Here is an 11,531-nt window from a genome sequence, read left to right on the forward strand (position 1 = left end):
CGCACCCACCCCATACGACAACGTCAGCCTTCAAGACCACAACCAGGTCTTGAAGGCCGACGTCACGCCCGGCCCCGAATTAACCAACAGCGTCCGGAGGTGTTCCGGGGCCGTCGGGCCGTTGCGGGAAGGCTACTTGGCCTCGGCCTTCCGCAGTTCCGCCAGTTCCTCGTCGGACTCGCGGCCCGGCGTGGGCAGGTTGAACTTGATGATCGCGAAGCGGAAGACCGCGTAGTAGACCGCCGCGAAACACAGGCCCACCAGGACCAGGCCCCACGGGTTGGTCGCGATGCCCAGGTTCAGTCCGAAGTCGACCGCGCCCGCCGAGAAGCCGAAGCCGTCCTTCATGCCCAGCGCCCAGGTCAGCCCCAGCGAGACACCGGTGAGCACCGCGTGGAGGGCGTACAGGACCGGCGCGATGAACATGAACGTGAACTCGATCGGCTCGGTCACGCCGGTGACGAACGACGTCAGCGCGATCGAGAACATCATGCCGGCGACCACCTTGCGGCGCTCCGGGCGGGCGCAGTGCACCATGGCCAGGCACGCCGCCGGGAGACCGAACATCATGATCGGGAAGAAGCCGGTCATGAACTGGCCCGCGGTCGGGTCGCCGGCCAGGAAGCGGGCGATGTCGCCGCTCTTGCCGTGGTACTCGCCCGCCTGGAACCACGGGAACGAGTTCAGCAGGTGGTGCATGCCGATCGGGATCAGCGCACGGTTGGCGACACCGAAGATGCCGGCGCCCACGGCGCCCGAACCGACCAGCCACTCGCCGAAGTTGTGCAGACCCGTGCCCAGGACCGGCCAGATGTAGCCGAAGACGATGCCGATGACCAGGCCCGCGAAGGCCGACAGGATCGGCACCAGGCGGCGGCCGCCGAAGAAGCCCGCCCAGTCGGGCAGCTTGGTGCGGTAGAAGCGCTGGTAGAGCAGGGCGACCACGAGACCCATCACCACACCGCCGAGGACCTTGGCGTCCACCGGCGCGTTCACCATGACGATCTTGCCGTCGACGACCTGGGCCACCTTCGGCAGGTTCTTGTCGGTGAACGTGGCCAGCACGTTCTTGAAGACCAGGTAGCCGACGACCGCCGCGAGCGCCGTCGAGCCGTCCGACTTCTTCGCGAAGCCGATCGCGATGCCCACGGCGAACAGCAGCGCCATGTTGTCGAGGATCGCGTTCCCGCCGGCCGCCATGAAGCCCGCTATCTTCGTCAGGAACGTCGGGAACGACGGGCGTCCCAGCATGTCGGTGTTGCCGAGGCGCACCAGGAGGGCGGCGGCGGGCAGGACCGCCACCGGCAGCATCAGGCTGCGGCCGATGCGCTGCAGCACAGCCATCAGGCCGGCGCCCATCTTCTTCTCGGCCGCGGGAGCGGCGCTGGCCGTGGTCACAACTTCCTCCACTGGGCATGGCGCCGCCCGGGGACAAGGGAAGGGGGACGGCGGCGTCTCTGGTCTACACCACTGAGTGGTGTAGACCTGTTGTAGCACGATGAAGGCCGTGTAAGGAACCCGCGATTCCTGCTACGGCAGCGCTATCCCCGTACCGGACGAAGACATGGCGAAAGGCCCCCGGACCGGCGGTCCAGGGGCCCGGTCGGCGGCCGTCGCTCAGGCCTTGGTGATGTCCTCGACCTCGTCCTCCGGCTCCCGCCCCGGAGTCTTCAGGTCGAACTTCGTGATCGCGAAGCGGAAGACGACGTAGTACACCGCCGCGAAGCACAGACCGATCGGAACGATCGCCCACGGCTTGGTCGCCAGGTTCCAGTTGATGACGTAGTCCAGCAGACCCGCCGAGAAGCTGAACCCGTCGTGCACGCCCAGCCCCCAGGTCACCGCCATCGACACCCCGGTCAGCAGCGCGTGCACCGCGTACAGCGCCGGAGCGATGAAGAGGAACGAGTACTCGATCGGCTCGGTGATGCCGGTGACGAACGACGTCAGCGCCACCGACAGCATCAGACCGCCGATCTCCTTGCGTCGGCCCGGCCTGGCGCAGTGCGTGATGGCGAGCGCCGCCGCCGGCAGCGCGAACATCATGATCGGGAAGAAGCCCGAGGTGAACTGGCCCGCGTTCGGATCGCCCGCCAGGAACATGTTGATGTCGCCGTGCACCACCGTGCCGTCGGGCTTGGTGTAGCTGCCGAACTGGAACCAGATCGGCACGTTCAGGAACTGGTGCAGGCCGACCACCAGCAGCGCCCGGTTCGCCACGCCGAACACGCCCGCGCCCCAGGAGCCCAGATCGCTCAGCCAGTTGCTGAAGCTCTCCAGCGCATGGCCGATCGGCGGCCAGATCCACAGGCACAGGACCGCGAAGACGATGGCCACGAACGCCATGATGATCGGCACCAGCCGGCGGCCGTTGAAGAAGCCCAGCCAGTCCACCAGCCGGGTGCGATGGAACCGCTGCCAGAAGAAGGCGGCCAGCAGACCCATGACGATGCCGCCGAAGACCCCCGGATTCTGGAACGTGAACGTGGCCAGGGTCCCGTCCGTCGCCTGGCAGCCGACGTTGGCGACCAACTTCGACCCGCCGGGGCAGTGCGGGAACTGGTGCAGCACGTTGTAGTAGACGAGGAAGCCCGCCACCGCCGCGAGCGCGGTCGAACCGTCCGCCTTCTTCGCCATGCCGATGGCCACGCCGACGCAGAAGAGAAGGGGCAGCCCCAGGGAGCCGTCGAGCAGGGCGCCGCCCGCGCCCGCCATCACCTTCGACACGTCGGTCCAGCCGAGCCCGTCCTTGCCGAACAGGTCCGGCTGCCCCAGCCGGTTGAGGATGCCGGCAGCCGGCAGCACGGCGATCGGCAACTGAAGGCTGCGGCCCATCTTCTGCAGGCCCTGGAACAGGGTGTTCCAGCGGGCGCGCGCGGGAGGGACCGTGGTGTCGGCGCTGTCGGCACTCATGGCGTGCCTCCGGGGCTCCTCGGTGCGGGACTGCGTTTGGCCACCGCCCGCACAGTGGTGTAGACCAGTCGGCGGACGGTTCCGCTGTCGTGAACGCCATCATTCGGCACCCACGACACGACCGCTCGCGAAGATGGGCCAACTGTGGGTTACTGCGACAAAGCGGTTCGGATCAGGGAGAAGGAACATGGCCAGCAAGGCTGAGAAGATCGTTGCCGGGCTCGGCGGGATCGACAACATCGATGAGATCGAGGGCTGCATTACCCGGCTCCGCACCGAGGTCAACGACCCTTCACTGGTCGACGAAGCCGCCCTCAAGGCCGCCGGCGCCCACGGCGTCGTCAAGATGGGCACCGCCATCCAGGTCGTCATCGGCACCGACGCCGACCCCATCGCGGCGGAGATCGAAGACATGATGTGAGCCCCGGACACCCTCCGGGTTCGCTCCGCGGGGCCCTTTCCCACCGCGGGAGGGGCCCCTTGCGTTGGGGGACTAGGCTCGGCGCCATGTCTCGAATCGACGGCCGCACCCCCGAACAGCTCCGCCCGGTCACCATCGAACGCGGCTGGAGCAAGCATGCCGAGGGCTCCGTCCTCGTCTCCTTCGGCGACACCAAGGTCTTCTGCACCGCATCCGTCACCGAAGGGGTTCCGCGCTGGCGCAAGGGCAGCGGCGAGGGCTGGGTCACCGCGGAGTACGCCATGCTGCCCCGCTCCACCAACACCCGCGGCGACCGCGAGTCCGTCAAGGGCAAGATCGCCGGCCGCACCCACGAGATCTCCCGCCTCATCGGCCGCTCCCTGCGTTCGGTCGTCGACTACAAGGCGCTCGGCGAGAACACCATCGTCCTGGACTGCGACGTCCTCCAGGCCGACGGCGGCACCCGCACCGCCGCCATCACCGGCGCCTACGTCGCCCTCGCCGACGCCATCGCCTGGGCCCAGGCCAAGAAGCTCATCCGCGTCGGCCGTCAGCCCCTCACGGGCACGGTCTCGGCAGTCTCCGTCGGCATCGTCGGCGGAGTGCCCCTGCTGGACCTCTGCTACGAAGAGGACGTCAGAGCCGACACCGACATGAACGTCGTGTGCACCGGCGACGGCCGCTTCGTCGAGGTCCAGGGCACCGCCGAGGCCGAACCCTTCGCCCGCGAGGAACTCAACGCGCTGCTCGAGCTCGCCGTCGCCGGCTGCACCGAACTGGCCACCATCCAGCGCGCCGCACTCGAGACCGTCCTCGCAAAGTAAAGGGCACCCCAAGAAGCACAACCGCCCCGGGCAACCCCACCGCCCGCCCCCGCGTCCCTACCGGTACGGGCGTACGGCACACCGCCGTACGCCCGGCCACGAACGGGGCCGCCTGCGGGGGCCGTCAACGGGGAGGGAACCGAGCCATGGCCGCCAGCCGACGCCAACATCCGGGCCGCACCACCGCCATCGCCGCCACGGCAGCCGCCGTCGCACTCACCCTCGGCACACTGACCGGTTGCAGTGCGGTCGACAAGGCACTCGACTGCGTCCAGACCGCCGACTCCATCGCCGACAGCGTCACCGACCTCCAGCAGGCGGTGGAAAACGCGGCCAACGACCCCACGCAGACCGACGAGTCCCTCAACTCCATCCAGAAGGACCTGAGCAAGATCGGCGACAGGACCGACAACGCCGACGTCAACAAGGCCGTCGACGACCTGAACAAGGCCGTCGACAACGTCCGTACGGCCATCAGGAACGGCGACACGACACCTGACATCGGCCCGGTCACGGACGCGGCGGGCGAACTGACGAAGGTCTGCACGTCGTAGGAGCGGGCAGGATGCGGGCGGGGTCGCCCGGATGCCGGCCGGGATACTGGACGGCATGACCCGCTTGATCCTCGCCACCCGCAACGCCGGAAAGATCGCCGAACTCAGGGCGATCCTCGCCGACGCCGGCCTCACCCACGAACTGGTGGGCGCCGACGCCTACCCCGACATCCCCGACGTAAAGGAAACCGGCGTCACCTTCGCCGAGAACGCCCTGCTGAAGGCCCACGCCCTGGCCCGGGCGACCGGACTCCCGGCGGTGGCGGACGACTCCGGCCTCTGCGTGGACGTCCTGGGCGGCGCCCCGGGCATCTTCTCGGCCCGCTGGTCCGGCCGCCACGGCGACGACAAGGCCAACCTGGACCTGCTGCTGGCCCAGCTCGCGGACATCGCCGACGACCACAGGGGCGCCCACTTCGCCTGCGCGGCGGCGCTCGCCCTGCCGGACGGCACGGAAAGGGTGGTGGAGGGCCAACTCCGCGGCACCCTGCGGCACGCTCCCGTCGGCACGAACGGCTTCGGATACGACCCGATCCTCCAGCCGGAGGGCGACACCCGCACCTGCGCGCAGTTGACCCCCGAGGAGAAGAACGCGATCAGCCACCGGGGCAAGGCGTTCAGGGCGTTGGTGCCGGTGGTGCGGGAACTGCTGGGCTGACTCTCACAGAAACGCCCCGCACCTACGAATCAAAGGTGCGGGGCCCTTTCCCACCTGTGGGCCCGGTGGGACTCGAACCCACGACGCACCGGATCTAAACCGGCGTCCTCTCGCCAGCTGGGATACGGGCCCGCTGCGCTGCCTACTCTACTGGTCTCTGCGTACCGCTCGCGGTCTGCCTCCTCGGCACCAGGTACTGGTGATCGCATGACAGTTGGGGCAGAGCAACCGCAGGTTCTCCCGCCGGTTGTCGCGCCAGTTCCCGTTGATGTGATCGACCTCCAGCGTCATGGGCTTCCCCAACCACTCGGGCCCGACGCCGCACCTGGCGCACTGCTCGGGTACGCCGACTTCGCGGAGCGCGCGGCGCAGACGCTTGGTTGCAACCCGGTATCCGCCGCTCTGTCCTACCAGAACGTCTTGCGGCCGTCTGGCGTTCGTGCCCGGCTTCCCTCGCTGGCCTCGGCCGACGGCAGCGCCCAGTGGAGGTGCGTTCCCGCTCGTAGGCGGCGAGGGCCTGCGGGAGCGCGGCGTGCTCGCGCAGGGCGCCGGCCAGGCAGATCGCGTCCTCCAGGTGCTTGCCCAGGAAGTGCGTAGTCGAGAGGCGACCGTCAGCGATCCACTCACTCCCTTCGCTCGTTGCGCACCGTTGTTCGCACGGCCCAGTCTGCGCAGCACCTCTGCCACGGAGGTCGACTGGGCGACCGCCCGCAGTTCCTCGTCCGTGGGCCGGGCGCCTCCTACCAAAGGGGCGGAAGTGCGAGATGTCGATGTCGAAGTGGGCGAATCGCCTCGCTAGGCATGTGCGGAGGTAGCTGTACGGCCGGGTGCCGAAGAAGGCGATGACCTCGTCGATGTCGGAGCACATTGCGGCAGCTTCCGCCAGGCGCTCGCGGGTGTACCGTACGCCACCATCGCGTATGGGGTGCGGCTCCTGCGTCCCTTGCCCGCCCTCGATAGCTGTCCGTTGTGGAATGGCAGTTGGGGCAGAGTAGGCACAAGTTCTCGATGCGGTTGTTGCGCCAGTCGCCGTCACGTATCCACCCCCAGCTTCTTCATCCGCTGGAACACCCACCCCCAACCTCTCCAACGCCTCCGACAACGTCCGCGCCCCACGAGCCGCCTCCTCCAGCCGCTCCCTGCTGTACGCACTGGCCCCCAGTGAGCCCCCTCCGTTCTCGACCGCGTGTTCGTGGTCTCGCACGGAGTAACGAGCAGGTTGTCGGGCAGTCACGTCGGGAACGTGAGGCGGCCCGCGCCGGACTGTCCCGGTGCGGGCCGCCTGCTCAGCGCATTCGCGTCCCTGCTGAGATCCCCAGATCCGTGATGATCTTGGCCACGTGGCCCGTCGCCTTGACGTTGTACAGCGCGCGCTCGACCTTGCCGTCCTCGTCGACGATCACCGTGGAGCGGATGACGCCGACGACCGTCTTGCCGTACATCTTCTTCTCGCCGTAGGCGCCGTAGGCCTCGAGGACCTGCTTGTCCGGGTCGGCCAGGAGCTTGACCTTCAGGTTCTCCTTCTCGCGGAACTTCGCCAGCTTCTCGGGCTTGTCGGGGGAGATGCCGATCACGTCGTAGCCCGCGCCGGCGAGGAGCTCGAGGTTGTCCGTGAAGTCGCAGGCCTGCTTGGTGCAGCCGGGGGTCAGGGCCGCCGGGTAGAAGTAGACGATGACCTTGCGGCCCTTGTGGTCGGCCAGCGACACCTCGTTGCCGTCGGCGTCGGGGAGGGTGAAGGCGGGGGCCGTGTCCCCGGGCTGGAGTCGCTCGGTCATCGGGGTCGTCTCCTCGTGCGTGGATCAGTGATCGGTGCGGTGGTGGTCAATGCCGTTCCGGTCCGAGCGTAACCGGGGGTGCCGACAGTGCGGTCGGACCCGGAGCTGACAGACTGTCCTGAACAGGTTTCAGTTGACTTCGGAGGCGGTACGGTGGCGGACACGTCGGACACCAGAACCCCGGCGCAGATCGAGGCGGACATCAGGCGCCGCCGCGAAGTGCTGGCCGCGACGCTCGACGAGATCGGGGTGCGCGTGCACCCGAAGACCATCGTCGGGGACGCCAAGGCCAAGGTCGTCTCCAACATCGACCACACGCTCGGGCGGGCCTATGTGCAGGTCAACCGGGTCGTGAGTGATGTGCGGGCGCAGTTCGTGGACGAGGACGGCGCGCCGCGGCTGGAGCGGGTCGTGCCGGTCGCGCTGGTCGCCGTCGGGCTCGTCGGGCTGCTCGCCCTGGGGGCGCGGCGGCGCCGGGGCTGAGGACCGGCGACCCACCGGCGTGCGGATGTGGTGAAGGCAGGTAGGTTCAAGGCGTGAGCGCCAACAGAAATGAGCACAGCACCCATCACGACAAGCTGCCCATCCGGATGCTGCACGACCGTGTGCTCGTCCGGCAGGAGACCAGCGAGGGCGAGCGGCGTTCGGGCGGCGGCATCCTGATTCCCGCCACGGCGGCGGTGGGACGCCGGCTGGCCTGGGCGGAGGTTGTCGCGGTCGGGCAGAACGTACGCACCGTGGAGCCGGGCGACCGCGTGCTGTTCGACCCGGAGGACCGCGCCGAGGTCGAGGTGCGGGGCATCGCGTACGTGCTCATGCGCGAACGTGATCTGCACGCCGTGGCCGCGGACCGGTTCGAGGGGTCGGAGGACACCACCGGGCTGTATCTGTAGGACAGCTGTCGAAGGGGCTGGCGGGGGCTGGTGACCGTCGTCACCAGCCCCTTTTGCCGTTCCTCGGCTGTCTGCGCCCGGGTCGCCCGGGTCGCCCGGGTCACTGCCGTCGGGTGGCCGTGTTCTGCGCGCCTCCGGTGTCCGTCGTCACTGCGCCGTCGCTCGTCGTGCCGTCGGTGGCGCCGCCCTGGGTGCCGCCGGTGGTGCCCCCGGTCGTCGTTCCGTCGGTGGTCGGCGTGCCTCCCGTGGTGCCGTCCGTGGTCCCCCCGGTGGTCGGCGTGCCGTCGGTGGTGCCGCCCGTGGTCGGGGTGCCGCCGGTGGTGTCTCCCGTCGTGCCGGCCGTCTGGCCGTTCGTCTGGCCCTGGCTCTGCCCCTGGATCTGGCCCTGGATCTGGCCCTGGGCGTCCTGACCGCCGGTGGTGGCGGTGCCGCCGTTGTCCTGGCCGCCGGTGTCCGGCGTCTGCGCGGGGCCGGTGGACGGCGGCTGGGTCTCCTCGGCGCCGCTTTGCAGCTGGAGGTCGAAGTCGGTGACCGGCTTGTCCTTCAGGGCGTTCTTGGTGAACTGCGCCCAGATCTGCGCGGGCGGGCCGCCGCCGTTGACGCGGTCGAGGCCCATGGCGCCGTACAGCGGCTTGTGGGCGGCCGTGACCGGGTCCTGGCCCATGACGGAGATGACGGTGGCGAGGTCGGGCGTGTAGCCGGCGAACCAGGCCGCGGTGTCCTCCTCGGCGGTGCCGGTCTTGCCGGCGACGGGGCGGTCGGCGGCCTGCGCGGCGGTCGCGGTGCCGTTCTGGACGACGCTCTGCAGGATCGCGGTGGTGGTGTCGGCGGCCTCCCGGCTGACGGCCTGCGTGGTCGTCTGCTTCGGCAGCTCCACGGTCTCGGTGCCGTCCTTGGTGATCTTCTCGATCATCGTGTACGTCCCGCGCTCACCGTGGTTGGCGAGCGTGGCGTACGCCTCCGCCATGTCGAGGACGCTGGCGGTGGCCGTGCCGAGCGCGATCGACGGGGTGGCGGTCAGGTCGGGGGTGTTGGCGGGGATGCCGAGGGCGGTCGCGGTCTGCTTGACCTTGTCGGGGCCGGCGTCGACGGCCATCTGTGCGTACACCGCGTTGACGGACTTGTCGGTCGCCTTGCGGACGGTGATGTTGCCGTAGGAGACGCTGTCCTCGTTCTCGGGGGCGTAGTAGCCGCCGTTCCAGCCCTGGACCGGGCGCTTGTTGGTGCCGTCGTAGACGGTGTTGGGGGTGATGACGCGGCCGTCCTGCGTCTGGGAGTGGTTCTGGACGGCCGAGGTGAACACGAAGGGCTTGAAGGTGGAGCCGACCTGGAAGTCCCGGCGGGTGGCGTTGGGGGTGTACTGCTTGACGTAGTCGATGCCGTTGTACATCGCGACGACCTTGCCGGTCTTGGGGTCGACCGCGGCGCCGCCCGCGCGCACGTAGGTGTCCACCTTGCGGTTCTTCTTGTCCAGCTTGGAGATCAGCTGGTCGTCGACGGCCTTGACGAAGGCGTCCTGCTTGCTCTTCTGCAGGGTGGTGGTGATGCGGTAGCCGCCCGCGTCCAGTGAGTCCTCGTCGATGATCTTGTTCTGGGTGAGGTAGTCCCGGATGATGCGGACGAGGTAGCCGCGCTGCCCGGACAGGCCGGCGGAGACGGTCGACTCCTTCGGCACCGGGAACTTCAGGCCGGTCCGCTCGGACTTGCTGAGCCAGCCCTTCTTGACCATGCCGTCGAGGACGTAGTTCCAGCGGGCCACGGCGGCCGACTTGTTCTCCGGGTGGGCGACGACGTCGTACTCGCTGGGCGCGTTGACGAGGGCGGCGAGGTAGGCGGCGCGGGCCGGGTCGAGGTTCTTGGCGTCCACGCCGTAGTAGGCCTGGGCGGCGGCCTGGATGCCGTAGGCGTTGCGGCCGAAGTAGCTGGTGTTCAGGTAGCCCTCGAGGATCCTGTCCTTGGACTCGTTGCGGTCCAGCTTGATCGCGATGAAGAACTCCTTCACCTTGCGGGTGACGGTCTGCTCCTGGCCCAGGTAGTAGTTCTTCACGTACTGCTGGGTGATCGTCGAGCCGGACTGCTTGCCCTTGCCGGTGGCCATGTTCCAGGCGGCGCGCAGCATCGCCTTGGGGTCGACGGCGGACTCGGTGTAGAAGTCCCGGTCCTCGGCGGCCAGCACCGCGTGCTGGGCGTTCTTGGAGACCTGGGCGAGGATGACGTTCTCCCGGTTGATGTCGCCGTCGCGGGCGAGCGGGGTGCCGTCGGCGTAGAGGTAGACGTTGCTCTGCCGGGTCGCCAGGTAGTTGGCGGGCGGGATCTTGACCATCGAGTAGCCGACGAAGAACGCGCCGATCAGCAGCAGGACGACGATGACGAAGCCGCCGAGCCACAGGCGCCAGGTCGGGATGATCCGGCGCCACCCGGTGCGCTTGGGGCGCTTGGGCTTCTTGCCGTAGGCCCCGGCCCCGGGCCCGGCGTCGGGCGAGCCTGTCCCCGGGTCCGGAACGGCCACGCGAGCCCCGGGGGGCTCTCTGTGTGCCCGGCCCTCGTTCGGCTGTTTCGCCTGCGGCTCGTCGCTCATGGTGTGCGGAGACTCCTGTGGTGCGTGCGTCGTACGTCGTTCCCGTACGCCTCTGGCGCTCTTTGCGCTCCTCTGATGAAGACTGTCCCATCCGGCGATCAGTTCCCTGGCAGCGGCTCGCGTCGCGGTGGCCGGCGCGCGCGGTCGGAAGGCGCGCGGCGGGCTCGGGTGAACACCGTTACACTGCACGCCTGTTCGAATAATGATCTTGTTTTCGCGAGATCCGTCTGAAGGGGAACACAGATGAGACTCATCGCACGCTCCGCCCTCGCGGGCACCGCCGCCGCCCTGCTCGCCCTGGCGACGGGCACCTCGGCGCACGCCGACGGGACCGGCCGCACCGCCACGCCCCGGCGGACTACGACGTCACGCCGACGCAGAGCTGGGGCGGCAAGGCGCACATCAAGACCCACGGCGAGATCTTCACCATCACCGACCTCGCCAAGGACGGCCATTCGACCATCGGGATCATCTCCATCGGCGGCGAGGGAACGTGTACTACTACTGGAACCGGAACGGCGTCGACACCACCCGCACGGTCGACCTCGACGTCAAGGAGGGCACGCCGCTGAACATTAAGGCCTGCCTCGGCGACTGGAGCGGCACCGCCACCGGCGGCATCCGCTGGGACAAGTGCAGCGACTGGGAGCAGACCGACGCCTGACCGGTCGGTCCAGGGTCCGGCGACCGCCGGGAGCGATCCGTTCCCGGCGGTCGCCGCGCATTGGGCCTGGAAAACCCGCCGCGCGTCCTGCCTGGTGCCTGGAAGGCTTCCGCGCATCCGGCCGGAAAATGCGTGGCACGCCGCGTCGCCTGCGCACTAGGTGTTCTGTCCACGGAGGTTGGTGACAGCGATCACTGACGTGTGATCTTGAAATGGGTGAGGGCCTTCTGGCCTGGTGTGGATTGCGACAT

General features: G+C 68.9%; 11 protein-coding genes, 1 tRNA gene and 1 pseudogene. 7 read left to right on the top strand and 6 right to left on the bottom strand.

The window, feature by feature from the left end:
• Positions 1 to 132: 132 nt before the first annotated feature.
• Both ABZV31_RS37600 and ABZV31_RS37605 read right to left on the bottom strand, forming a co-directional pair.
• Complete coding sequence (locus ABZV31_RS37600) at positions 133 to 1,398, bottom strand: PTS transporter subunit EIIC (RefSeq protein WP_355901332.1); 1,266 nt, start codon at positions 1,396 to 1,398, stop codon at positions 133 to 135.
• Positions 1,399 to 1,617: 219 nt separating this feature from the next.
• Entirely contained in the window at positions 1,618 to 2,913 is a 1,296-nt protein-coding gene (locus ABZV31_RS37605; RefSeq protein ID WP_355901333.1) for a PTS transporter subunit EIIC, read from the bottom strand.
• 187 nt (positions 2,914 to 3,100) lie between these two features.
• On the opposite strand from ABZV31_RS37605, the gene ABZV31_RS37610 reads away from it, so the two are divergent.
• The 4 genes from ABZV31_RS37610 (at position 3,101) to rdgB (ending at position 5,370) form a co-directional block, all read left to right on the top strand.
• Entirely contained in the window at positions 3,101 to 3,334 is a 234-nt protein-coding gene (locus ABZV31_RS37610) for a PTS glucose/sucrose transporter subunit IIB (RefSeq protein WP_055495256.1), read from the top strand.
• Between the two features lie 86 nt (positions 3,335 to 3,420).
• A complete protein-coding gene (gene rph, locus ABZV31_RS37615; RefSeq protein WP_355901334.1) occupies positions 3,421 to 4,158 on the top strand; it encodes a ribonuclease PH in 738 nt (245 codons plus the stop codon).
• Between the two features lie 146 nt (positions 4,159 to 4,304).
• Positions 4,305 to 4,712: a hypothetical protein gene (locus tag ABZV31_RS37620; protein WP_355901335.1), complete on the top strand. Its 408-nt coding sequence runs from the start codon at positions 4,305 to 4,307 to the stop codon at positions 4,710 to 4,712.
• 55 nt (positions 4,713 to 4,767) lie between these two features.
• Positions 4,768 to 5,370, top strand: coding sequence for an RdgB/HAM1 family non-canonical purine NTP pyrophosphatase (rdgB, locus tag ABZV31_RS37625; RefSeq protein ID WP_355901336.1), 603 nt, complete (start codon positions 4,768 to 4,770; stop codon positions 5,368 to 5,370).
• A 57-nt stretch (positions 5,371 to 5,427) separates the two neighbouring features.
• Here the strand turns inward: rdgB and ABZV31_RS37630 are convergent.
• The 3 genes and pseudogenes from ABZV31_RS37630 to bcp form a co-directional block, all read right to left on the bottom strand.
• Positions 5,428 to 5,502, bottom strand: a tRNA-Leu gene (locus ABZV31_RS37630).
• A 15-nt stretch (positions 5,503 to 5,517) separates the two neighbouring features.
• Positions 5,518 to 6,238, bottom strand: a pseudogene (locus ABZV31_RS37635) (HNH endonuclease signature motif containing protein).
• Between the two features lie 418 nt (positions 6,239 to 6,656).
• Positions 6,657 to 7,145 (bottom strand): thioredoxin-dependent thiol peroxidase, encoded by a 489-nt coding sequence (gene bcp, locus ABZV31_RS37640; protein ID WP_355901337.1) that lies wholly within the window; start codon positions 7,143 to 7,145, stop codon positions 6,657 to 6,659.
• A 153-nt stretch (positions 7,146 to 7,298) separates the two neighbouring features.
• Between bcp and ABZV31_RS37645 the strand changes: the two genes are divergently transcribed.
• Together ABZV31_RS37645 and ABZV31_RS37650 are read left to right on the top strand one after the other, a co-directional pair.
• The gene (locus ABZV31_RS37645) at positions 7,299 to 7,628 is read left to right on the top strand and encodes a DUF3618 domain-containing protein (protein ID WP_355901338.1); all 330 of its coding nucleotides are present in this window, start codon (positions 7,299 to 7,301) and stop codon (positions 7,626 to 7,628) included.
• 53 nt (positions 7,629 to 7,681) lie between these two features.
• Positions 7,682 to 8,038 (top strand): co-chaperone GroES, encoded by a 357-nt coding sequence (locus ABZV31_RS37650; RefSeq protein ID WP_355901339.1) that lies wholly within the window; start codon positions 7,682 to 7,684, stop codon positions 8,036 to 8,038.
• A 100-nt stretch (positions 8,039 to 8,138) separates the two neighbouring features.
• On the opposite strand, the gene ABZV31_RS37655 is transcribed toward ABZV31_RS37650, so the two are convergent.
• Positions 8,139 to 10,616, bottom strand: a complete 2,478-nt coding sequence (locus ABZV31_RS37655) for a transglycosylase domain-containing protein (RefSeq protein ID WP_355901340.1) — start codon at positions 10,614 to 10,616, stop codon at positions 8,139 to 8,141.
• A gap of 493 nt (positions 10,617 to 11,109) precedes the next feature.
• Between ABZV31_RS37655 and ABZV31_RS37660 the strand changes: the two genes are divergently transcribed.
• Positions 11,110 to 11,280 carry a hypothetical protein gene (locus ABZV31_RS37660; protein WP_355901341.1) on the top strand — a complete coding sequence of 57 codons (171 nt, stop codon included), beginning with the start codon at positions 11,110 to 11,112 and terminating at the stop codon, positions 11,278 to 11,280.
• Positions 11,281 to 11,531 lie beyond the last annotated feature (251 nt).

It is taken from the genome of Streptomyces sp. NPDC005202 (assembly GCF_040608235.1).
Classification (GTDB): domain Bacteria; phylum Actinomycetota; class Actinomycetes; order Streptomycetales; family Streptomycetaceae; genus Streptomyces.

Excerpts from the sequence above, each read along its gene's own strand:
- ABZV31_RS37620 (WP_355901335.1), top strand. The coding sequence starts at position 4,305 with ATGGCCGCCAGCCGACGCCAACATCCGGGCCGCACCACCGCCATCGCC.
- rph (WP_355901334.1), top strand. The coding sequence starts at position 3,421 with ATGTCTCGAATCGACGGCCGCACCCCCGAACAGCTCCGCCCGGTCACC.
- ABZV31_RS37605 (WP_355901333.1), bottom strand. The coding sequence starts at position 2,913 with ATGAGTGCCGACAGCGCCGACACCACGGTCCCTCCCGCGCGCGCCCGC.
- bcp (WP_355901337.1), bottom strand. The coding sequence starts at position 7,145 with ATGACCGAGCGACTCCAGCCCGGGGACACGGCCCCCGCCTTCACCCTC.
- ABZV31_RS37610 (WP_055495256.1), top strand. The coding sequence starts at position 3,101 with ATGGCCAGCAAGGCTGAGAAGATCGTTGCCGGGCTCGGCGGGATCGAC.
- rdgB (WP_355901336.1), top strand. The coding sequence starts at position 4,768 with ATGACCCGCTTGATCCTCGCCACCCGCAACGCCGGAAAGATCGCCGAA.
- ABZV31_RS37655 (WP_355901340.1), bottom strand. The coding sequence starts at position 10,616 with ATGAGCGACGAGCCGCAGGCGAAACAGCCGAACGAGGGCCGGGCACAC.